Source organism: Flavobacteriales bacterium (assembly GCA_020635855.1).
GTDB lineage: Bacteria > Bacteroidota > Bacteroidia > JACJYZ01 > JACJYZ01 > JACJYZ01.
Window position 1 is genome coordinate 1,693,652 of the sequence record JACJYZ010000002.1, and the last position, 21,751, is coordinate 1,715,402.

A 21,751-nucleotide genomic window follows, 5' to 3' on the forward strand; every position below is an offset into this window, starting at 1 on the left:
TTACTTCTGTCTTTCCGGACGAAGCTTGCGCACCTGCGCACCAGCCTGCCACATTTCCGATTCCTTCAGTTCGGCAAGCTCTTTGGAAAGACGCTCACGGTAATCGTTCTGGCGGTTGGCTTCGATCACAACCTTGGCTTCGTTGCCTGAAGACACGCTTTGGTACAGGTCTTCAAAAACCGGCGTTACCGCTTCACGGAACTTATGACGCCAGTCGAGTGCACCGCGTTGTGCAGTGGTGGATGTGTTGGCATACATCCAGTCCATACCGTTCTCAGCCACCAGCGGCATCAGGCTTTGGGTCAGTTCTTCCACCGTTTCATTGAATGCTTCGGAGGGCGAGTGACCGTGCTTGCGCAGGATGTTGTACTGGGCTTCGAACACACCGGCCAGGGCGCCCATCAGGATGCCGCGCTCTCCGGTGAGGTCGCTGAACACTTCCTTCTTGAAATCGGTTTCAAAAAGATAGCCGGAGCCCACACCGATACCCAGGGCAACCACCCTGTCGCGGGCTTTACCGGTTGCATCCTGGAAGATGGCGTAGCTGGAGTTCAATCCTTTTCCTTCCACGAACAAACGACGCAGGGAAGTACCGGAACCCTTGGGGGCTACCAGGATCACGTCTACGTTGGGCGGAGGAATGATACCTGTCTGATCTTTATAGGTAACGCCGAAGCCGTGTGAGAAATAGAGGGCTTTTCCGTCGGTGAGGTGTTTTTTCACGGTGGGCCAAAGAGCAATCTGACCGGCATCCGACAACAGGTACTGGATGATGGTGGCCCGCTCGCAGGCTTCTTCGATCTCAAACAGATCCTTGCCTTCTACCCAGCCGTCCTGTACGGCCTTGTCCCATGACTTGGAACCTTTGCGCTGACCTACGATCACATTGAAACCATTGTCTTTCAGGTTCAGGGATTGACCGGGACCTTGCACACCGTAACCGATTACGGCTACTACCTCGTCTTTCATTACTTCCCTGGCCTTTTCCAGGGGAAACTCTTCCCGTGTAACAACGTTTTCTTCAACGCCGCCAAAATTGATTTTTGCCATGATTTCCTTTTTTAATTTGATTGATGAATAATTAGAATATGATTCGGTTATGCTTCCACCCTGCTGTCGAGTTCCCGAAGGTACGCGCTCAGGGCCATGATGGGCTTGGTGACTGCCACCCTTCCGGATCTGACAAACTGCAGAACGCCATAGGGTTGCAATGCGTTATATAATGCCTGGGTTTCATCCTTGTGGCCGGTTTTTTCGATCACCATGAAGTCGGGTTCAACAGCCAGGATGCGCGCATGGTTATCGCGGATGAGGCGTTCTACGTCGCCACCGTTGGACATGACCTTTGTAGGCACTTTGTAGAGTGCGATCTCCTGGTGGATGACTTCATGTTCTTCATGCACGAATGCCCGGAACACTTCCACCACTTTCTCGATCTGTTTCACAACGCGCTCCGCAGCGTCCCGTGTGGAGTTCACCACGATGGTGAAGCGGTGGATACCTTTGACTTCCGATTCCGATACCGTCAGGCTTTCGATGTTGATTTTCCTGCGGTTGAAAATGATGGTGATTTTGTTCAGCAGACCGGCGAAATTCTCGGTGTATACACTGATGGTCAATTCTTTCATGACTCGTTTACCTTGTTGTATTATTTCTCAAGTTTGATTTCTGTTAAGCAAGCACCTGCCGGCACCATCGGAAACACGTTGTCTTCCTTTTCTACCATTACTTCCAGCAGGTAGGGTCCGTCGTGGTCGAGCATGTTTTTGATGGCTTGCTGCAATCCGTCACGTTCAGACACCCGCTCACTCTCCACGCCGAATGCTTTCGACAGGGCAACGAAATTGGGGTTGGTCATTTCCGTGAACGAGTACCGTTTTTCAAAGAACAGTTGCTGCCATTGCCTCACCATTCCAAGGAAATTGTTGTTGAGGATCACCACCTTCACGGCCGCTTTGGTCTGGAAGATGGTTGCCATTTCCTGCAGTGTCATCTGGAAACCTCCGTCGCCGATGATGGCCACCACTTCCCTGTCGGGTCTTCCGATCTTGGCGCCGAGGGCAGCGGGCAATGCGAAGCCCATGGTGCCTAGTCCGCCTGATGTAACGTTGCTGTCGGGCTTCCGGAATTTGTAGAACCTGGCGCCGATCATCTGGTGCTGGCCTACGTCCGTTACCACAATGGCTTCCCCTTTTGTCATTTCCGACAACATGTTCACCACTTCAGACATGCGCAATTCGTCGCCCGTTGGGTTAAGGGCTTCATGGGTTACTTTTTCTTCTTCTTTCTTCGTGCAAGCTTCGAATTCTGCCAGCCATTCGGGATGGGATTGTTTCTCAAGCAGCGGCAGCAACGCTTCGAGTGCAAGTTTTGCGTCTGCATTCACCGGCACGTCCGCTTTCACGTTCTTGTGTATCTCCGCCGGGTCAATCTCGATGTGGATCACCTTGGCCTGTTTCGCATAGGTGGAAAGCTTTCCGGTTACGCGGTCGTCAAAGCGCATCCCCACGGCAAGAAGCACATCACATGAATTGGTGAGGATGTTGGGACCGTAATTGCCATGCATACCCAGCATACCCACATACAGCGGGTGATCAGGGGGGAATGCCGACAATCCGAGCAGCGTAGAAGCCACAGGGATACCGGCTTTTTCAGCAACCTTTTGCAAAGCGTCCGTTGCACCGGAGATGAGGATACCGTGTCCGGCAAGTATATAAGGGCGCTGTGCATTGTTCAGCAGTTCTGCAGCTTTCTTCACTTCCTCCATGTCTAACTTCGGAGCCGGCACATAGCTGCGCACCTGTTTGCATGGTTTATACTGGAAGTCCAGTTCTCCGAACTGTGCATCTTTGGTGATATCCACGACAACCGGACCGGGTCTTCCGGATTTTGCCAGGAAGAAAGCTTTGGCGATGGCTGCCGGTATTTCTTCCGCGGACGTCACCTGATAGTTCCATTTGGTTACCGGCATGGAGATACCGATCACGTCTGTTTCCTGAAAGGCGTCTGTTCCCAGCAAAGCGCTCACCACCTGTCCGGTGATACACACCATGGGCGTTGAATCGATGCAGGCGTCGGCGATACCTGTGATCAGGTTGGTGGCACCGGGACCGGATGTGGCGAAACAAACGCCCACCTTACCGGTTACCCTGGCGTACCCCTGGGCTGCGTGTGTGGCACCTTGTTCGTGGCGCACCAGCACGTGGTTCACCTGATCCTGGTAGTCATACAATGCATCGTAAATGGGCATGATGGCGCCACCTGGGTAACCGAAAATGGTGTCCACACCTTCATGCAAAAGGGCCTGGATCACGGCTTCGGATCCGGTCATTTTACCTTTCTTAAGGGCGGTTGGTGCCTGGGGGGCCTTGGTTTTAACAGCAGTACTCATGTTTTTGTCTTTTCAATTTTCTTAGAGATCGGTCACGCATCCCTGCGAAGCAGAGGAAACGGATTTCGCATATTTATATAAGATTCCCTGGTTGTGCAGGGGTTCTGGTTTCACCCATTTGTTTTTTCGTTGCTGAAGTTCCGCTTCGCTGATCTTTACTTCCATGACGCGGTTGCGTGCGTCAATGGAAATCGTGTCGCCATCCTGAACAAGGGCGATGGCGCCTCCTTCCATGGCTTCCGGTGTGATGTGCCCGACCACGAAGCCGTGCGTACCTCCGGAGAACCGGCCGTCGGTGATCAGGGCTACTTCCTTTCCGAGTCCGGCGCCCATGATGGCTGAGGTCGGCTTAAGCATCTCCGGCATACCCGGACCGCCCTTGGGACCTACATACCGGATCACCACCACATCACCTTTCTTCACCTTGCCGGCCATGATCCCGTCATTTGCTTCGAACTCGCTGTTGAATACGCGCGCGGTTCCTTCAAAATGGTCGCCTTCTTTCCCGGTGATTTTGGCCACCGAGCCTTCCGGCGCCAGGTTACCGTAAAGGATCTGGATGTGACCGGTGGCTTTGATGGGTTTGTCCAGGGCGTGGATGACTTCCTGTCCGGCTGCCAGCGGTTTCACATCCGCCAGGTTTTCGGCCAGGGTTTTTCCGGTAACGGTCAGGCAATCGCCATGCAGGTAACCGGCATCCAGCAGAACTTTCATGACTGCCGGAACGCCACCCACGATGTGGAGGTCTTCCATCAGGAAGCGACCGCTGGGTTTCAAGTCGGCGATGAACGGAACCTTGTCGCTGATGGCCTGAAAATCTTCCAGGCCCCATTTGAGTCCGGCTGCCCTTGCAATGGCAAGGAAGTGAAGTACGGCATTGGTGGAACCGCCGAGGGCCATCACGAGCGTGATGGCATTTTCGAACGACTTCCGGTTCACGATATCGGAAGGCTTGATGTTCTTTTCGAGCAGCACCTTGATGGCCTCACCAGCCGCCACGCATTCTTTTTTCTTGGCTTCGCTTTCGGCGGGGTTGGATGAGCTGTAAGGCAGGCTCAGTCCCAACGCCTCGATAGCGGTTGCCATGGTATTGGCGGTGTACATTCCGCCGCATGCACCGGGTCCGGGGCATGCGTTATGGATGACACCCTGAAAATCTTCTTCATTGAGTTTGCCAGCCAGTTTTTCGCCGAGTGCTTCGAAGGCGGAAACCACATCCAGTTTGCGATCGTGGTAACATCCCGGGGCGATGGTACCGCCATACACCATGATGGAGGGGCGGTCCAGCCGGCACATGGCCATAACGGATCCGGGCATGTTCTTGTCGCAACCGACCACGGCCACCAGTGCATCGTATCCCATGGCACCCACCACGGTTTCCATCGAATCAGCGATGATATCGCGGGAAGGCAGGGAGTAGCGCATACCGGGTGTACCCATGGAGATACCGTCACTGACGCCGATGGTGTTAAATATCAACCCAACCAGTCCCGCATGCGATGCACCTTCTTTCACAAAAGTTGCCAGGTGGTTCAGGTGCATGTTACAGGGATTGCCCTCGTAACCGGTGCTGGCAATGCCTACCTGAGCTTTTTTCAGATCTTCATCTGTAAGTCCGATGGCATGAAGCATGGCTTGCGCGGCTGGCTGGGTCGGGTCCTGGGTGAGGACTCTGCTGTACTTGTTTAAATCTTTACTCGACATGTTGTAGCAATTGAAATTGAATGTTTGAAGCGATAAACTATACGGAACTGTGGATGATGCGCTCGGAGTGGGTCACGATCTGTCGGTATTTGTTGGACAGGAGGTATCCGAGTGAATCTTTCCACTCCAGTGGGAATATGTATTCGTCAAGGGAAAGGATGCCGGCCACTTCAGCGGCTGTACCTACGAAAAACGCACTGTCTGCGCTGTATGCGAACTCAGGTGTGATGTCGGCTTCTTCCACCGGGATGGCAAGATCCCTGCATATTTCCAGCATGGTGGTTCGGGTGATACCCGGAAGGATATTGCCCCTGGCGGGGGTGAACAGCTTGCCGTCCTTTTCAAAGAAAATATTGGCACCGGAGCCTTCAGCCACGAAGCCACGTTGGTCCATCAACAATGCCTCATCATAACCGTTTTGTCTGGCTTCCTGTGTGGCCAGGATGGAATTCACATAGTGGCCACATACTTTGGCCTCCACGTGAAAGGCTTTGGGATTGGGACGCTGATAGGAGGATGTCATCACTCGGGACAAGGTATCTCCCAGGTACCTGCCCCATTGCCAGGTCGCCATCATTACATGTGTATCTGCCGCCGGCGCCAGGCTCATGTTTTCGCCGGCAAAGATGATGGGGCGGATATAAGCATCTTTCAGGTTGTTACGCTCGATCAGTTCATAAGCAATGTCCGTCAGCTCCTGAACGGAGTACGGACAAGCCAGGTGCATTTTACCTGCACTGAACAGAAGGCGGTGAAAATGCGCAGCTGCTTTGAAAATCTTAGGGCCGGCCGCCGTTTTGTATGACCGGATACCTTCAAAAGCACCGTTGCCATAGTGCAGAGACTGGCTGAAAAGACTGGCTTTTGTTTCGCCGGCTTTGGCAAATTCTCCGTCATAAAAAAGGATGGTGTCTTCTGTATAGTACATGATGTTACGGATTAGCGGTTCCGTTTATCTTTTACAAAGGTATTTCCACTGGGTTTTATGGATACATTCGAAAAGATTAAACTTTACGATGTTCAAGCATGATTTTTGGTCATTACATTTAATTTTAATGGCAAATTTTCTTATTCCTTCTATGATTTTCAACAAAAAAAAGCGGCCATCCTGTTGAGAATGGCCGCTTGCGCTTTGTATCTGATCTTTTACACCATTCTCATACCGGGCGAGGTAATAATGACCACGCGAATGACGATTTGAGAAATGATGTTGATGAGTTTCATGTGTTGCAATAACAATTCGTGAGCAAAGGAAGAAAACGAAATCGACAACTGCAAGTGCCGGTGCGAAAATCGCAAAACTTCATGTTGGCATCACACAAAAAAGACCTTTCCGATGCTCCACATGTTTTTCATATTGTCATCATATTTCTAAATTCGTTGTCTCCGGCAAATAAAAATCATGTACTGAACCATTCAACCTATGAAAAGCTTTCTCCAACGATCCATGCATGCGGGCATGATCGCATCCGCCCTTCTTCTTTTTAACCAGTGCAGCAATGCGCAGGACGCCCAATCTGCCCCTGGCAGCGTACAGCATGTGGATGCGGCCGCTTTTGATCAGGCAATGAAAGCCGAACCGGGACAGCTGGTAGATGTACGCACGCCTGACGAATATTCCGAAGGACACCTGGAAGGCGCCGTGAACATCGATTTCTATGATGAGCATTTCAAGGAGAACTGCAGCAGGCTCGACAAGGAGAAAACGGTGTACGTGTATTGTCATTCCGGAGGCAGGAGCGGAAAAGCCACTGACATGCTGCACGAGGAAGGCTTCAAATCAGTCGTTGATCTGTCAGGAGGCATCACAGGCTGGAAGGAAGCCGGAATGCCGGTTACCCGCTGACAGCACCATTGATCAATATCAGCAGATGTGATGACACGCATCAGTTTGCATTCGCCACAATATCTTTAACATTGCAAAAAACATCCTCATGAAAAACATCCTGGTTCCTACAGATTTTTCCGAACACGCCGATTATGCAACCGAAGTAGCTGCGGAGATAGCGCGGAAGTCCGGCGCAACCCTCTACATTTACCACATCATCAACATACCGGTGCAGGAAGAGAACTACAGGTACCAGCAGTTCCAGTCGATCCCGGAAGCTTTGTTCATGATCAAACTGGCAGAGAAGAATTTCGCTACGCTGTTAAAGAAGCCTTATCTGAAAGGCGTAAAGGTGATCAACGCGATCGACTTCGCCTCTATCTACGACCGCATCACCAAGCTGGCAAAAAAACACAAGATCGACCTGATCGTGATGGGATCTCATGGCACCAGCGGATTTCGGGAAGAGTTCATCGGAACCAACACCGAACGCGTGGCCCGCATTGCCCACTGCCCGGTACTCACCATCAAACAGCAACACAAGAAATTCGAGATCAGGAACATTGTGTTCGCATCCAACTTCTATAAGGAAACCGACCATGTGGTTCCGAGGGTGCGTCAGTTCGCCGAGTTGTTCGGCGCCAATGTTCACCTGCTGAAAGTCAACACCCCTTACCATTTTGAAACCAACCGTTATGCACACAAGTTGATGGAAGACATGGCCAAGAAACACAAGATCAAGCATTACTCCATCAACATGTACAATGACGAACACATCGAGAATGGCTTGCTGAATTTCAGTGACGACACCAACGCAGACCTGATCGCCATTGGGACACACGGCCGCACGGGTTTATCGCACCTGATCAATGGCAGCCTTGCCGAAGATGTGATCAACCACGCACACCGCCCCGTGCTCACCATCAAGATCAAGGAACCCAAAGTGAAGTTCGGCACCATCGCTCCTATTAAATAAGTACTTGTTATGGCAGCCAAAAGGGTCCTGATCGTTTCCGACGGATCACAATTTTCTGAGAGCGCCCTCGAGTTTGCTCTTGCAGTTTACAAGGGCTCGGATGTTCAGCTGGCCGGCATTTTCGTACAGGATCTCTCCTACCTGAGCATGCTTACATTGATGGGCAGCGATGAGTTGATGAACACCTTCAATTTCAGGTTTGTTGAGGAAAGTCTGAAAGCCGGTGAATCCAAAGTCAAAGGTTATATTGATGAATTCCGGCAACGCTGCAAAGAAGCGAACGTGCACTTTGAAGTTCTTTTCGAAAAGGGATCCGCCCCAGCCGAGATTATTCATGAAAGTACTTTTTGCGATCTGATCATCATCGGGTACCAATCTTTCTTTGCAAACATAGGTGGGCGGCAAGACGATCACCTGCTAAGAGACGTGCTATCCGAAGCGCAATGCCCTGTGGTGGTTGTTCCGGAAGCGTGGAAAGTTCCCGGCTCCGTTGTTTTCGGGTTCGACGGGAAATACGAATCCACCTATGCACTCCGTCAATTCCTGTACCTGATGCCGGCTGGCGTGCTGCAGGTTCCTTTCCGTTCGGTCTCCGTGGATGAAGACGGAACACTTCCTGAAGACCATCAGATGCAACAGTTACAATCCCTGATGAATGCACACGGGATTAACATGACCTCCATTGTAAAAAAGGGAAAGGCTGGTGAAGAGATCAGGAAGGAAGTGGAATCCCAGACTTCCCCCATACTGGTGATGGGATCATACGGACGCAGCCTGTTCAGCATGTTGTTCCACCACAGCGCGTCGGATTCCATCCTGCGGTCGCAACAGGTGCCCGTATTCATTACCCACAGATAATGGAAGCGCAAACCCTGCGCGTATCGGTAGTTGGCTTCGGAGATGTGGGCGCTACCCTCGCCTACCTGCTTATCAACAGCCATGATGTCAACATCCACCTGAACATCATGGATCCTTCGCCGCTGATTGAAGGCCGGTTGCTGGACATGGCACACGCCCTTGCACTGGATCACCGTCACATCATTACCCTCAACGATAAAAATGCCCTTCAGCAGGCCGACTTTATTTTCATGGCCGCCGGCTACCGGAATGCTCCCGGTGCATCCAGGCTAAGCGTGGCCAAACAGAACATCGGATTAACCAGGGAAATTTTCACCGGACTGAAATGGGCAAGCAACCCGATGGTGGTGGTATTGACCAACCCGGTTGAGATCGTATGCCATCACCTTCACGTGGTTTCCGGCATCCCTTCCCGGCAGATCGCAGGCACGGGCACGTTGCTCGACAGCGTACGCCTGGCGTACTACCTGGCACAATCACTGAACGTAAAGCCAAAAGATGTGGAAGCCTGGATCCTGGGCGAACACGGCGCATCCATGGTGCCCGTTTTTTCTCAAACCAAGGTGAACGGCATACCGGTTCATGAATTCCCATTGGTGACCCGGCAGCTGCTCGACAAGTGTATGGAAGAAACCCTGCAGGCCGCGAATACCATCCGGCGAACCCAGGGCAGCACTTATTATGGTGTGGCCCAATGCGCATCCCAGGTGTTTCACGCCATCCGGAAAGACCAGCCCATACGCGTACCGCTCAGCGTTGCGGTGGACGAACAACACATGCACATGCTGCGCTGCAATCCGAACCTGTTCATCAGCCTGCCGGTAACCGTTGACCGGAACGGATGGACCCTTCACGGTGATTTCAATCTTACACGGGAAGAAACCGAAGGTCTGAAACGTTCGGCGCAAGTGATTGCCGGCTATCTATGATTCATTCCTGACAATTATCATATCCGGACATGCCGAATGTCATGGTATGATCGTAAGCAAACCGCTTCCTTCGTGATAAAGATTTTCATCATGAAAAGTAAGTTTATCGCATCGCTCATTGGCCTTTTTGTTCTGATCGTAGGATTCAACATCGCGTATTCCGAGATCAATCTGGATCACATGCTGCTGAACGCAGGCATGATGGTGGTCACCATTTTTGGTGCGATGGCCGCCGTATATATAGGCACTTACGAGATCTTTGACAAGAAATAAATTTTTCCACTGAAGCAACCTGCCTGTCACTGTACCTGTTCTTCCCAATCCTGTCCTAAGCCTTGACAGCCAGGTTGCTTCCTTCTTTCCTGCAACAGCTCCGCTAAATTTTCTAGCTTTACCGCGCCATGAAACTACCAAGGCCGGTCGCCATCATATCTGGCCCTTTACTGGGTTTACTCGCGTGTTGGTACCTGCTTAAGCAAGGGCATCCACCCGCAATGGGTAGAATGGCATTTGTAGCGATTTGGATGGCGGGATGGTGGATCACTGAGGCCGTCAACATTTTTTTTACTTCCCTCCTTCCGCTGGTCGCATTCCCGCTGCTTGGCATCATGGACATGAAAGAGACCGCACCCAGCTACACCAATGAGATCATATTTCTTTTCATCGGCGGCTTCCTGATCGCTTTTACATTGGAAAAATGGAACCTGCACAAGCGCATGGCCCTGTTCCTGTTGTTGAAGATCGGCGCCACACCTTCCCGTTTGTTGCTTGGTTTCATGACGGCCAGCTACTTTCTTTCCATGTGGATCGTGAACACTGCTACCACCATGATGCTGTTGCCTGCAACCATGGCGGTGATCGGTCAGATCGAAGACCAGACAGGAAAACGTGACAACAAAATGGCGACAGGGTTTCTGCTCGGACTCGCCTATGCATCCTCCATCGGCGGCACGGCAACGGTGATCGGCACCGCGCCCAACATGGCATTCATGGGATTCTACAACTCCAACTTTCCCAACCTTCCCGCCGTTAACTTCACCAACTGGATCCTGTTCAGCCTGCCCGTATCACTCACATTTTTTGCTCTATGCTTCCAGGTGCTGCGCTACCGGTTCCTGAGACACATGAAGCACACCACCATCTCCATGGATACCTGCCGCATGCAGTATCAGCAGCTGGGCAGGATGTCGTACGAGGAGAAAAGTATAACCGCTGTCTTTTTCGCAACCGTACTGCTTTGGTTTTTCCGACAGGACATCGTTTTGGGTTCATTCACCATACCCGGATGGTCGGGATTCCTGCCGGTGGGTGGGTTCATCAAAGACAGCACCATCGCCATGATCGCTTCGTGTGTACTGTATCTCTTTCCTTCCAGGCAAAGGAAAGGAGAGGGATTGCTCACGTGGGACCAGGTGCAGCGTATACCGTTTGGCATTATCTTCCTGTTCGGTGGCGGATTCGCTTTGGCCAACGGCATCACCGAAAGCGGGTTATCGGAATGGCTGACGGAACATCTGAAAAACCTGTCGGGGAATTGGACACCTTTCCAGGTGGTTGTGACCCTTTGTGTCTTCATGACTTTCTTTACGGAACTCACTTCCAATACGGCTTCTACCTACCTGATGCTTCCCATTCTGCTGAGCATCTCAGCTCAATTCAAGGCCAGTCCGCTGATTTTCATGGTGCCCGTTGTGCTTTCCGCATCTTATGCTTTCATGCTTCCCGTTGCCACACCGCCCAACACCATCGTATTTGGCAGTGAGCGGATCTCCATGAGGGACATGACAAGAACCGGTTTGATTCTGAACATCATCGGCGTTGTTCTGAATGTATTGGCGATCTTCACACTGGCCAAATGGTTATGGCAGATCTGACGCAACTCCCAAGATTTTACAAACCCGACCTGCAACAGGGCGAAGGAATACTTGATGGCACGGAAGCGCACCATTGCCTGCATGTGCTGCGCATGAAAGCAGGAGATAAAATTGTGCTAACCGATGGCCTGGGGCACCTGGCCGCTGCAACCATTGTTCATGCCGGCAAGAAGGAGGTACAATTCCGGACAGGGGAATGGATACATGCAGCCGGCCCCGAACCGGGCATACACATTGCCATTGCTCCCACGAAGGGAAACGACCGCTTCGAATGGTTTCTTGAGAAGGCAACAGAAATGGGAGTGGCTGCCATTACCCCACTGCTTTGCCAGCATGGAGAAAGGGCCCGGTTCAAACCGGATCGGTGGGAAAAGATATTGGTTGCGGCAATGAAACAATGTCAGCGTGACTACCTGCCGGAACTGCATGAAGCAACTACTTTTCAGGCTTTTCTCAACAGCAAACTACCCGAACAAACCTTCATGGCCCACAGGGGAAGTGAGGAAGATGTGCCTCCACACCTGGCGGATGTGTTGAATGGAACGGAAGAAGCCGTGGTGATGATCGGACCTGAAGGAGATTTCAGTCAGCAGGAACTTGCATTGGCGACGTCCAAAAACATCCGCATGGTTTCATTGGGTAGCAGGCGTTTGCGAACCGAAACCGCCGGCTTGTCCGCCGTCGCAACATACGCCACCTTAAGCAAGCGGTAACGCCATCTCCTCATCGAAAACGCCAACCACCTTTTCCAATTCTGCGCGATATGGATCGGAAAGGCCATTCACCGGATTGAAATTCTCGTTGAAGGAAGGAAGACTGAAGTGTCCGATGATCCGGCCGCCATGCCTGGGAAACCTGGAGCGCGCCGCCTCCATCACACCCGCACCTCCCCTTGCTCCCGGGGATGTGCTTAGCAACAAGACAGGTTTTTCTCCGAATACCTTTGGTTCGATTCGCGACACCCAGTCGAACAGGTTTTTAAATGCTGCCGTGTAGCTGCCGTTGTGTTCGGCAAGGGAGATCAGGTAGGCATCGTTTGAGTTCATAAGTTCGGCAAACCGGATGGCATGCTCAGGGTATCCTTCCTTTTCCAGGTCCACGGAAAACAAAGGGAGCGGGTAATCATTAAGATCCGTGATGTGTACACGGGCATTGCGGATCAAACCGGCGGCATAAGTTACCAGCTGCTTGTTGATGGATTGACTGCTGGTGCTGCCTGCAAAGGCAAGGATATTTTTTCCTGAACGCATATGTGTTTGATTTGAACCCCAGGCATTGCACCCGGATATTTACGCCATGGCCAGTATGGTTTTCCTGATAATGTCGATGCATTCGGCCATTTGGTCTTCGGTCATCACAAGCGGCGGTGCAAACCGGATCTTGTCGCCATGTGTTGGTTTGGCCAGCAAGCCGTTTTCCTTTAGTGCCAGGCATACATCCCACGCATCCTTACCGTTCTTCGAACCGATGACGATGGCATTCAGCAGACCTTTGCCACGGACTTCCAGAATCATGTCTGACGGGATGGACCGGAGTTCCGATCGCAGCATCTCTCCCAATGCATAGGCATTTTCCGTTAACTGTTCATCTTTCAGTACCTGCAGCGCCGCCATGGCCACCCTGCAAGCAACCGGGTTTCCACCGAACGTTGAACCATGTTCACCGGGTTTGATGCACATCATGATGTCGTCATCCGCCAGCACGGCAGATACCGGGTATACACCACCGGAAAGGGCTTTCCCCAGAATGAGTACATCGGGGTGAACATTTTCATAGTCACATGCAAGCATTCGACCGGTGCGTCCCAATCCCGTTTGCACCTCGTCGGCGAGCAGCAGCACATTTGCCGCTTTGCATAATTCGGCGGCTTTGGACAGATACCCTTCATCAGGCACGAATACCCCGGCTTCACCCTGGATGGGTTCCACCAGGAAACCTGCTACATGCGGATCGGCAAGTGCTTTTTGCAGCGCATTCATATCATTGTATGGGATGACTTCGATGCCTGGCGTAAACGGGCCGAAGTCTTTGCGTGCATCCGGATCGGTTGAAGCAGATACGATGGTGATGGTTCTTCCGTGGAAATTGTTTTCACATACGATGATCTTGGCCTGGTCAGCGGGAATTCCTTTCCTGAGATAGCCCCACTTTCTGCACAACTTGATGGCGGTTTCCACTGCTTCCACGCCTGAATTCACCGGAAGCACCTTGTTGTACCCAAAATAATCACAAACATATTTCTCGTACTCACCCAGGCTGCTGTTGTAAAAAGCCCTGGATGTAAGGGTCAGTTTCTGCGCCTGTTCGAGCATAGCTGATATGATGCGCGGATGACAGTGCCCCTGGTTAACGGCGGAATAGGCGGAAAGGAAATCGTAATACTGACGGCCTTCCACATCCCAAACAAACACACCCTCACCCCTGTCTAACACAACCGGTATCGGATGATAGTTATGGGCACCGTAGGTATTTTCCAGTGCCATTGCTTCTGCAGAGGTCAGGTGCGTACTCATATTTTTTGGTGTTTTCATGCGGATAAAAGTAATGAATTCGCCCGTGTGGCCTGATAAAATTTAGCACCAAACAAGCGTTTCAAAACTGAATCTAACAAATGTTCTTTTTTTTCCACGCCAACAGCATCAAGGGATTTAGGCATAAAAACACCTTCGCAAAGTTGCGGATCAGGATGCGCATTTCAGCTCTCATTTCTCCGGTATTCAAAAAGCAAAATCCCTTCCAATACAACCGTTTCCAATCGATCAATGTGAACGAAACCTCGGTATTCGTGGCGCGGAAGACTTTCGATTCAAAAAACTCAGGAAACAGAGGCATTTGGTATTCCCGGGTACGAGTTTCGGTAATTCAACAAATATTGCACATGTGCCATCGGGAAACCCCTTGCCAGACAATGGAAACTAACAATTTGCTGAAAAATGACCGTGGATTCACGTTCACTTCACAAATAATTTTGGCTCCAGATTGTTTCGTAGGTCCGACGGGTATACAAAGAGAATATTGCCCTCCTTACCTGAAGGACAAAGACTAACTCCGGAAACCGCGTCATGGACTGCCCTCCACTTGAGTGGTTTCCGGAGTCTCTTTTTTAAATGTACGCTTTCTTTAGCATTCGGGAAGGTTTACAGGAATGCGGGATGCGAGTCCGGCCTCAGAAGTTTCTTTGTATTTTGTACTCATGTCCTGCGCAGTTTCCCACATGGTGGTTACCACGTCATCCAGGGAGATCTTGGCAACGCCCGGATCTGAATAAAGTGCAATGTTGCAAGCGGTGATGGCCTTCATGGCTCCCATCGTATTGCGTTCGATGCAGGGCACCTGTACCAATCCGCCGATCGGGTCGCAGGTAAGGCCGAGGTGATGTTCCATTGCAATCTCAGCTGCCATCAGGGATTGCTTGGGTGTTCCGCCGAAGCGTTCGCACAGTGCCGCAGCAGCCATGGCCGATGCCACACCGATCTCCGCCTGACATCCACCCATGGCTGCAGAAATGGTAGCTCCCTTTTTGAAAATGCTGCCCACTTCACTTGCGGTGAGGAGGAATCTGACGATGTCATCATCGCCTTCATTCCGGCAAAAAATATTATAGTACATCAGTACGGCGGGGATTACACCGGCCGCACCGTTGGTGGGTGCTGTCACCACGCGGCCGAAGGAGGCATTCTCCTCATTCACGGCCAGGGCGAAGCACGCCACCCAGTTCAGGGTACGCCGGAAGGTATTTTCTCCTTTGGCGATTTGTTGTTTCCACTCCTGCAGGTTGTCGTAATGCGCACCTTTGATCAGCAGTTCATCCAGGTCATAAGCGCGGCGGTGCACATCCAGGCCGCCGGGAAGCTTTCCTGTTTTGTGGCAGCCGCGGTAAATACATTCCTGCATCACGTTCCAGATGCCTATCAACCCTTCCTTCACGTCCCTTTCGGATTTCCAGCATTTCTCATTGGCCATTACCACGTCGCTAATGGACATGCCTGTTTCTTTACAGAACCTGAGCAAGTCAGCCGCACTGGAAACCGGATAGGTCAGCTGAATGGATTGTTCCTGCTGGGTTTCATCTTCCTTAACCACAAAGCCTCCGCCGATGGAATAATAGACTTCGCGCAGCAATCCGCCATCTTTCAGAAACACCTCAAACTCCATGGCATTCGAGTGAAACGGCAGCTGGCGGTCGAAGTGATAGAGGATGTGATGCTGTGGATCAAAATCAAGTTGAAGTTTTCCACCCAGCACCAGTTGTTTGGTTTCCCGCACCTGGAGAACGATTTTCTCGGCTTTATCTGCGCTGATCTCCGCAGGGTTCTCACCGGCGAGACCCAACATGATCGCCCGGCCGGTTCCGTGTCCTTTGCCCGTTTTGGCCAGCGACCCGAACAGGTGCACCTTCACTTCGGTCACCTGACCTACCCGTTCGCCCAGGCTCTCCAGCATTCTCAGGCAGGCTTTCCATGGCCCCATCGTGTGGGAACTGGACGGGCCGATCCCCACCTTGAACATATCAAATACACTAATCTGCTCCATACACTACATAGTTGAACGGACAAAGATAAGATGGAATCCCGGGGAATTTCAAAGGAAGGTAAATGTATTGCAGGCGAGGATTAGTAACCCGATGGGATGGCATTTCAGGAACGTCGCTGCTTACCTTCTTCTTCAAGCAGCAAGTGTATATCGTCTATCAACTGATCGATTTGTTTGGGATCCGTACCATCATAAAACCCACGGATGCGATGATGGCTATCAATCAGAATGAAGTTCTCGGTATGTATAAAATCACTTTTACCGCCATCTCCTTTGGTGGTAACGGCAAAATAAGACTTGCGGGCCAGGTCATAAATCTGCTTTTTGTCACCGGTGAGAAACATCCACTTATCCGTATGTGCATGGTATTTGTCGGCATATGCTTTTAAGGCTTCAACCGAATCCTGCTCCGGCATGACCGTGTGTGACACAAACATCACACGGTCATCATTCTCAAAGGCTTTATAAACCCGCTGCATCTGCACGGCCATTTTCAAACAAATACCCTGACAGGTGGTAAAGAAAAAATCGGAAACGTATACCTTATTCTCCAGGCTTTCCAGATGCACTTGCTTTCCATCCTGATTAACCAGGGTAAAATCCTGAATGGTGTGATCATGAGTTACTTTCTGCATTGAAGTATCCACCAATTCAGGATTGATATCAGCCGGACTGAGAATAGGAAGTTGTTTTGTTTCCCTGCTGGTATTGATACGGTAACCGATGGCAACGCCCACGGCTAAAACCACAACCAATGACACCAGTCTTATTTTTTCAGATTTTTGCAGCATGTTCCCGGCTTTCGCGCTTCAAAGTTACCAGAAAAAGTTATTTTTGCCTCCCTTGCAAACCGGTCGCGTAGCTCAGCTGGATACCTGCCTGCCGGCCCTAAGGCCAAAAGCGACGGCAGGCAGGGAGCAACAGCCTTCTAAGCAGGATGAAAACGTTCTTTGTATATGTGTTAGTCAGTAAAACCAAAGGCCTACGGTTCTACGTGGGCATGACACAAGACGTCCCGCAACGAATTAGGGAGCACAACACCGGTAGCACAAAATCGACCAAAGGATATGTACCTTGGGAGTTGTTTTTTGTTGAACAATATTCAAGTCGTTCAGAAGCCAGGGGTTAGAGAAAAGTATTGGAAAAGCGGGATCGGTAAAGAAAGAATCAAACACAAATGGTCGCGTAGCTCAGCTGGATAGAGCAACAGCCTTCTAAGCTGTGGGTCGAAGGTTCGAATCCTTCCGCGATCACTCATGAGAAAACCTTCATTGCTTGAGCAGTGGAGGTTTTTTGTTTTACATTCAACTAACATCATAAAGCAAAAAGCGGCTGCCCCCATGTGGAGCAGCCGCTTTGATTTTCGCGGGGGTATACGCGAGTGCTTACTTCACAATCACCTGTTGGTGACGGATGTCGGCTCCCGTGTTCACCACCATCATATACACGCCCGGGGGGACATCTATATTCCACTGCATCTGGTGCTGACCCGCTTGCAGGTAGCCATCCTGTATCACTGACAATACTTTGCCCTGCAGGTCGTAGACCTTCACGCTGGCCTGTCCGCTTTCACTCATCTCAAAGCGAATACTGGCCTGGCTGTTGGCAGGGTTCGGCATGATGGTCAGGCCTGACAAGTTGCTGTTGCCCGCTGCCATGCCTTCGGCGCGGGGTGCGCATTGTTGATCCACCTTGATTTTTCTCGTATAAGAACGATCGCAGGTAGTGCTGTCGCCGCCTGTACCTGAAACTGTCAACGTGACCGTGTAGTCACCGACGGCGGCATAGGTATGGGTCGGACTCTTGACATTGGATGTGGTGCTGTCACCGAAATCCCATGTCCAGCTGTTGATCGTGGTGCCCGGCATCACAAAGGTGAAATTCATGAATTTCACTGTCATGCAGCTGTCGCGTGTGCGGAAGCCCGGACGGATGTAGCAGGGCGCATCGCTGCAATCGTTCACGGTCACGTGCCTGCAATAGGTCCTTGTACATGCAACGCTGTCGTGATCCATAGCAGTTACGGTCAGACATACGTTGTAGGTACCCTCGGTGGCATAAGTGTAATCCGGGTGCTGATCGGTGGATGTACTTCCGTCGCCGAAATCCCATGACCATCCGGTGATGGTGGTTCCATTCCTGGTACCGCTGTTGTCATGGAAGGAAACCGTCATGCAGCTGTCGCGCATACAGAATGAGGGGCGGATGTAACAATCATCATTCGAACAGTTGTCCCTCACCTCTACCCTGCGGCAGTAAGTTTGCTCACAAACCGAGCTGTCACCACCGATGGCGGTCACGGTCAGGCAAACACTGTTGTACACGCCGGCATTGGCGTAGGTATGGGAAGGATTCTGACTGTTTGATGTGGATCCATCGCCGAAATCCCATGACCATCCGGTGATGGTGGTACCCGGAACAACTTCGGCATCGCCCATGAAATTCACGGTCAGACATGTGGTATCCTTTTCATATTTGAAGTGAGGTTTCACATGGCATGGCGCGTTGCTGCAATCGCGAACCTTCACCTGTTTGCAATAGGTACGTGTGCATTGGGCACTGTCGCGATCCATGGCGGTCAGGGTCAGACATACATCGTAGGTTCCTTCGGTTGCATATACATGCTCGGGGTTCTGATCAGCGGAAGTTGTGCCATCGCCGAAGTCCCATGACCAATCGGTGATCACAGTCCCTTTTGCAGTGCTGCTGTAATCGCGGAAGCGAACCGTGAGGCAGCTGTCGCGCTCACCAAAGCCCGGACGGATGTAACACATATTGGTACCGCAGTCGCGCACTTCCACCCTACCGCAGTAGGTTTGATCGCATTGAGAACCGTTGCCACCCACTGCGGTCACGGTCAGGCATACATTGTTGTATACACCCGGGTTTGCGAACACATGCACCGGGTTCTGGCTGGTGGATGTGGTGCCGTCACCGAAATCCCACAACCAACCGGTGATGGTGGTGCCGGGTGCTGCGTTGGCCGAACCGAAGAAATTCACGGTCAGGCAGGTGGTATCATTGAATGATTTGAAGTAGGGTTTGATGTGACAGGGTGCATTGCTGCAATCTTCAACCGTTACCTGGCGGCAGTACAGGCGGGTGCATTCGGAGCTGTCTTTGTTCAGTCCGGTCACCGTAAGGCACACGGTGTAAGTTCCGCCGGCACCATACAGGTGCTCGGGGTTCTGATCAGATGACGTGGTACCGTCACCGAAATCCCATGACCATGCGGTGATGGTTGATCCCCAACCTGCATCGCTGACATCGTGGAATTTTGCGGTCAGGCAGCTGTCGCGTTCGTAAAAACCTGCTTTTACGTGGCAATCGTTTCCGCATCCTTTAAGGGTAATGTACCGGTCATAGCTGCGGTCGCATACATTGCTGTCTGCGTCCATGCCGGTGATGGTAAGCGTAACTTTGTATGTACCTCCCGTAGGATAGGCATGTGATGGATTTTGTACTCCATCTGTTGAACCATCACCGAAATCCCATGACCATGAGGTAATGGTTGTTTTGGATCCGGCGGTGCTTTGATCCGTGAAGTTCACTGTACAACTGTCAACCTTTGCATCGAAGTAGGGTTTGAGGCTACATCGTTTGTCGTGGGATTGTGCGGAAGCCACAGATCCCACGCACAGCATGGCAACTGTGCACAGCCCGGTGAAAAGTTTTGAGCGTGTGTTTTTCATAACTTTCAGTATTAGGCTTAATAAGGATTAAACTTGCCCAAGCGATAAAATAAGGCGGGAGAGAATCAGGCTTGGAGGAATTAAACCCAACTTAGGCATTCGGTACACGCGGAGCAACCAAAATATGGATGAATTGCCATCCAAAACTTGGAGTCAAAATACTTGCGCAAATCCAATGGGTAAATTTTAAATTACACCAGGTCAGTGTTTTTCAACCGTGATAAAATTTTATTTTGCTTGTTGCGCAACTCAAATTTGCAATCCGGCATTTTAGACATCCGAACGAAAGACATGCCAGATTGAACAACATGTGATTTATTTAAGGCAATTGTATTATCTTGCGGCCCGAATTGAATGGGGTGTACACGGCCGGTATCGCATCCCGCTTTTGGCGGGAAGGTCGCAGGTTCGACGCCCTGGTGAAATGAATGGAATTGTTCTTTACTCTTCTCGGGGTGTAGCGTAGCCCGGTATCGCGCCTGCTTTGGGAGCAGGAGGTCGCAGGTTCGAATCCTGCCACCCCGACATAAACAGTGTGAGTGTGGAGCTTGAGTTTGGAGAAGGCTCCACACACTGTTTTACCTCAATACTCACACTGGAACTCCTTCCCTGAAAATCCTTTTTTTCTCACCGACACTTTTATTCCACGCCCGGTATCGCGTCCCGCTCAGGCGGGAAGGTCGCAGGTTCGAATCCTGCCACCCCGACATAAACAGTGTGAGTGTGGAGCTTGAGTTTGGAGAAGGCTCCACACACTGTTTTACCTCAATACTCACACTGGCACTCCTTCTCTGAAAATCCTTTTTTTCTTTTTCTCACCGACGCTTTTAAGTCCGTGCCCGGTATCGCGTCCCGCTTGTGGCGGGAAGGTCACAGGTTCGAAAACACCTGCCTATTTCTTGGGCAGTGTAAAATAGAAGGATGTTCCCTCCCCTTCCTTGGACTCGCACCAGATGGAACCTTCGTGTCGATCAATGATCTTCCGGCATGTTGAAAGCCCAAGTCCGGTTCCGGCATATTTGCGGCCCGTGTGCGCCCGTTTGAAAGGCTCAAACACCACTTTTTGCAGGTCTTGCGGTATGCCGATTCCATTGTCCTGCACGCATATCAACCACTCGAGATCCAGGTCTTCAGCGCTCACGTGAATTTCAGGAACCTCCGCATCACAGAATTTGATGCTGTTGGCGATCAGGTTTTGAAGGAGCTGCGAAAGTTGCGGTTCATTTCCGTGAACGTGCGGTAAAAGTTCATTGGTGACGTTTGCATTGCGCTCCCCGATGATCATTGCCAGGTTTTCCTTTGCATTGTTAAGTGCCGTTTGCATGGCAACATGCCCGAAGGATACTTCTCCTCCGGACACCTGGTTGTATTCATGCAGGGTATCGATGAGTTCCACCGCACGGTTGCCCAGTCTCTCCACCTGTTCGTACAACTGAAAGGCCTTCTCAAAATCGCCCTGCTCCACCAGTTTGCGCATCATCGCGCCCATGGCGGAAATATTACGGATGGGAGCTTTGAGGTCATGGGCCAGTATCTTGGCAAAGTTTTCCAATGCCTGTCTTTGCTCATCCACCCTTTGCTGGAGATCAACTTTTTCCAGGGAATGTTTAACAATGCGGTGGATGGAATCTTTGGTAATGAATCTTTTCGGGACATAATCCACGGCACCTCTTTTGATCGCCTCGGATGCAACCATCTCATCTCCCTCACCGCTGGACATCACCAGTGCGGTATAAGGGAATTTCTCACGCAATGCTTCAATGCCTGCCAGGCCATTGAACTTCGGCATGTTGTAGTCAATGAAGGCACAATCGAAAAGGTGGTGCTCACTTTTTTCCAGTGCATCTTCAACATTTTCCGCTTCGGTTACAAGGCAGGGAATTCCGGATTGTTTCAATGCACGGCTGATCTGTTTGCGATCACCGTCGTCATCGTCAATAATAAGTATGTTCAGCATGATTGGGGA

The 21,751-nt window shown here is 51.2% G+C and carries 18 protein-coding genes, 2 tRNA genes and 1 pseudogene; 10 read left to right on the forward strand and 11 right to left on the reverse strand.

Annotated elements, in window-relative coordinates:
- The 5 genes from ilvC to H6585_06970 are packed head-to-tail and all read right to left on the reverse strand — an operon-like array spanning nucleotide 1 to nucleotide 6,023.
- Complete coding sequence (ilvC, locus tag H6585_06950; protein ID MCB9448068.1) at nucleotides 1-1,050, reverse strand: ketol-acid reductoisomerase; 1,050 nt, start codon at nucleotides 1,048-1,050, stop codon at nucleotides 1-3.
- A gap of 47 nt (nucleotides 1,051-1,097) precedes the next feature.
- Nucleotides 1,098-1,628, reverse strand: a complete 531-nt coding sequence (gene ilvN, locus H6585_06955) for an acetolactate synthase small subunit (GenBank protein MCB9448069.1) — start codon at nucleotides 1,626-1,628, stop codon at nucleotides 1,098-1,100.
- A gap of 20 nt (nucleotides 1,629-1,648) precedes the next feature.
- Complete coding sequence (gene ilvB, locus H6585_06960; protein MCB9448070.1) at nucleotides 1,649-3,391, reverse strand: biosynthetic-type acetolactate synthase large subunit; 1,743 nt, start codon at nucleotides 3,389-3,391, stop codon at nucleotides 1,649-1,651.
- A gap of 21 nt (nucleotides 3,392-3,412) precedes the next feature.
- Nucleotides 3,413-5,095, reverse strand: a complete 1,683-nt coding sequence (ilvD, locus tag H6585_06965; GenBank protein ID MCB9448071.1) for a dihydroxy-acid dehydratase — start codon at nucleotides 5,093-5,095, stop codon at nucleotides 3,413-3,415.
- A 37-nt stretch (nucleotides 5,096-5,132) separates the two neighbouring features.
- Nucleotides 5,133-6,023 (reverse strand): branched-chain amino acid transaminase, encoded by an 891-nt coding sequence (locus H6585_06970; GenBank protein ID MCB9448072.1) that lies wholly within the window; start codon nucleotides 6,021-6,023, stop codon nucleotides 5,133-5,135.
- 495 nt (nucleotides 6,024-6,518) lie between these two features.
- Here H6585_06970 and H6585_06975 point away from each other — a divergent pair, with 495 nt between their 5' ends.
- From H6585_06975 to H6585_07005, 7 genes are all read left to right on the forward strand, one after another.
- Nucleotides 6,519-6,941: a rhodanese-like domain-containing protein gene (locus H6585_06975; GenBank protein MCB9448073.1), complete on the forward strand. Its 423-nt coding sequence runs from the start codon at nucleotides 6,519-6,521 to the stop codon at nucleotides 6,939-6,941.
- Nucleotides 6,942-7,029: 88 nt separating this feature from the next.
- Nucleotides 7,030-7,899 carry a universal stress protein gene (locus tag H6585_06980; protein ID MCB9448074.1) on the forward strand — a complete coding sequence of 290 codons (870 nt, stop codon included), beginning with the start codon at nucleotides 7,030-7,032 and terminating at the stop codon, nucleotides 7,897-7,899.
- 9 nt (nucleotides 7,900-7,908) lie between these two features.
- Nucleotides 7,909-8,757: a universal stress protein gene (locus H6585_06985; GenBank protein MCB9448075.1), complete on the forward strand. Its 849-nt coding sequence runs from the start codon at nucleotides 7,909-7,911 to the stop codon at nucleotides 8,755-8,757.
- Complete coding sequence (locus H6585_06990; protein ID MCB9448076.1) at nucleotides 8,757-9,686, forward strand: hypothetical protein; 930 nt, start codon at nucleotides 8,757-8,759, stop codon at nucleotides 9,684-9,686. Before H6585_06985 ends, H6585_06990 begins: the two co-directional genes overlap by 1 nt.
- Before the next feature lie 90 nt (nucleotides 9,687-9,776).
- On the forward strand, nucleotides 9,777-9,959 hold the full coding sequence (locus H6585_06995; protein ID MCB9448077.1) for a hypothetical protein: 183 nt from the start codon (nucleotides 9,777-9,779) through the stop codon (nucleotides 9,957-9,959).
- Nucleotides 9,960-10,189: 230 nt separating this feature from the next.
- Complete coding sequence (locus H6585_07000) at nucleotides 10,190-11,560, forward strand: SLC13/DASS family transporter (GenBank protein ID MCB9448078.1); 1,371 nt, start codon at nucleotides 10,190-10,192, stop codon at nucleotides 11,558-11,560.
- Nucleotides 11,548-12,273 (forward strand): 16S rRNA (uracil(1498)-N(3))-methyltransferase, encoded by a 726-nt coding sequence (locus H6585_07005; GenBank protein ID MCB9448079.1) that lies wholly within the window; start codon nucleotides 11,548-11,550, stop codon nucleotides 12,271-12,273. Before H6585_07000 ends, H6585_07005 begins: the two co-directional genes overlap by 13 nt.
- On the opposite strand, the gene H6585_07010 is transcribed toward H6585_07005, so the two are convergent.
- The 4 genes from H6585_07010 to H6585_07025 form a co-directional block, all read right to left on the reverse strand.
- Nucleotides 12,259-12,810, reverse strand: a complete 552-nt coding sequence (locus tag H6585_07010; GenBank protein ID MCB9448080.1) for an NAD(P)H-dependent oxidoreductase — start codon at nucleotides 12,808-12,810, stop codon at nucleotides 12,259-12,261. The two genes, H6585_07005 and H6585_07010, sit on opposite strands and share 15 nt — an antisense overlap.
- Nucleotides 12,811-12,849: 39 nt before the next feature.
- The gene (gene rocD / locus H6585_07015) at nucleotides 12,850-14,073 is read right to left on the reverse strand and encodes an ornithine--oxo-acid transaminase (protein ID MCB9448081.1); all 1,224 of its coding nucleotides are present in this window, start codon (nucleotides 14,071-14,073) and stop codon (nucleotides 12,850-12,852) included.
- A 607-nt stretch (nucleotides 14,074-14,680) separates the two neighbouring features.
- Nucleotides 14,681-16,093: an L-serine ammonia-lyase gene (locus H6585_07020; GenBank protein MCB9448082.1), complete on the reverse strand. Its 1,413-nt coding sequence runs from the start codon at nucleotides 16,091-16,093 to the stop codon at nucleotides 14,681-14,683.
- Between the two features lie 104 nt (nucleotides 16,094-16,197).
- Nucleotides 16,198-16,884, reverse strand: coding sequence for an SCO family protein (locus H6585_07025; GenBank protein MCB9448083.1), 687 nt, complete (start codon nucleotides 16,882-16,884; stop codon nucleotides 16,198-16,200).
- Between the two features lie 146 nt (nucleotides 16,885-17,030).
- Here H6585_07025 and H6585_07030 point away from each other — a divergent pair.
- Nucleotides 17,031-17,295, forward strand: a pseudogene (locus H6585_07030) (GIY-YIG nuclease family protein).
- Nucleotides 17,273-17,346: transfer RNA gene (locus tag H6585_07035), tRNA-Arg, on the forward strand. Before H6585_07030 ends, H6585_07035 begins: the two are co-directional and overlap by 23 nt.
- A gap of 132 nt (nucleotides 17,347-17,478) precedes the next feature.
- Here H6585_07035 and H6585_07040 read toward each other — a convergent pair.
- A complete protein-coding gene (locus H6585_07040) occupies nucleotides 17,479-19,785 on the reverse strand; it encodes a PKD domain-containing protein (GenBank protein MCB9448084.1) in 2,307 nt (768 codons plus the stop codon).
- Nucleotides 19,786-20,236: 451 nt separating this feature from the next.
- On the opposite strand from H6585_07040, the gene H6585_07045 reads away from it, so the two are divergent.
- A tRNA-Pro gene (locus tag H6585_07045) sits at nucleotides 20,237-20,310 on the forward strand.
- 367 nt (nucleotides 20,311-20,677) lie between these two features.
- Here H6585_07045 and H6585_07050 read toward each other — a convergent pair.
- Nucleotides 20,678-21,742, reverse strand: coding sequence for a response regulator (locus H6585_07050; protein MCB9448085.1), 1,065 nt, complete (start codon nucleotides 21,740-21,742; stop codon nucleotides 20,678-20,680).
- Nucleotides 21,743-21,751: the final 9 nt, after the last annotated feature.

Coding starts and splice junctions, on each gene's coding strand:
- ilvC (MCB9448068.1), bottom strand. CDS start 1,050: ATGGCAAAAATCAATTTTGGCGGCGTTGAAGAAAACGTTGTTACACGG.
- ilvN (MCB9448069.1), bottom strand. CDS start 1,628: ATGAAAGAATTGACCATCAGTGTATACACCGAGAATTTCGCCGGTCTG.
- ilvB (MCB9448070.1), bottom strand. CDS start 3,391: ATGAGTACTGCTGTTAAAACCAAGGCCCCCCAGGCACCAACCGCCCTT.
- ilvD (MCB9448071.1), bottom strand. CDS start 5,095: ATGTCGAGTAAAGATTTAAACAAGTACAGCAGAGTCCTCACCCAGGAC.
- H6585_06970 (MCB9448072.1), bottom strand. CDS start 6,023: ATGTACTATACAGAAGACACCATCCTTTTTTATGACGGAGAATTTGCC.
- H6585_06975 (MCB9448073.1), top strand. CDS start 6,519: ATGAAAAGCTTTCTCCAACGATCCATGCATGCGGGCATGATCGCATCC.
- H6585_06980 (MCB9448074.1), top strand. CDS start 7,030: ATGAAAAACATCCTGGTTCCTACAGATTTTTCCGAACACGCCGATTAT.
- H6585_06985 (MCB9448075.1), top strand. CDS start 7,909: ATGGCAGCCAAAAGGGTCCTGATCGTTTCCGACGGATCACAATTTTCT.
- H6585_06990 (MCB9448076.1), top strand. CDS start 8,757: ATGGAAGCGCAAACCCTGCGCGTATCGGTAGTTGGCTTCGGAGATGTG.
- H6585_06995 (MCB9448077.1), top strand. CDS start 9,777: ATGAAAAGTAAGTTTATCGCATCGCTCATTGGCCTTTTTGTTCTGATC.
- H6585_07000 (MCB9448078.1), top strand. CDS start 10,190: ATGGCATTTGTAGCGATTTGGATGGCGGGATGGTGGATCACTGAGGCC.
- H6585_07005 (MCB9448079.1), top strand. CDS start 11,548: ATGGCAGATCTGACGCAACTCCCAAGATTTTACAAACCCGACCTGCAA.
- H6585_07010 (MCB9448080.1), bottom strand. CDS start 12,810: ATGCGTTCAGGAAAAAATATCCTTGCCTTTGCAGGCAGCACCAGCAGT.
- rocD (MCB9448081.1), bottom strand. CDS start 14,073: ATGAGTACGCACCTGACCTCTGCAGAAGCAATGGCACTGGAAAATACC.
- H6585_07020 (MCB9448082.1), bottom strand. CDS start 16,093: ATGGAGCAGATTAGTGTATTTGATATGTTCAAGGTGGGGATCGGCCCG.
- H6585_07025 (MCB9448083.1), bottom strand. CDS start 16,884: ATGCTGCAAAAATCTGAAAAAATAAGACTGGTGTCATTGGTTGTGGTT.
- H6585_07040 (MCB9448084.1), bottom strand. CDS start 19,785: ATGAAAAACACACGCTCAAAACTTTTCACCGGGCTGTGCACAGTTGCC.
- H6585_07050 (MCB9448085.1), bottom strand. CDS start 21,742: ATGCTGAACATACTTATTATTGACGATGACGACGGTGATCGCAAACAG.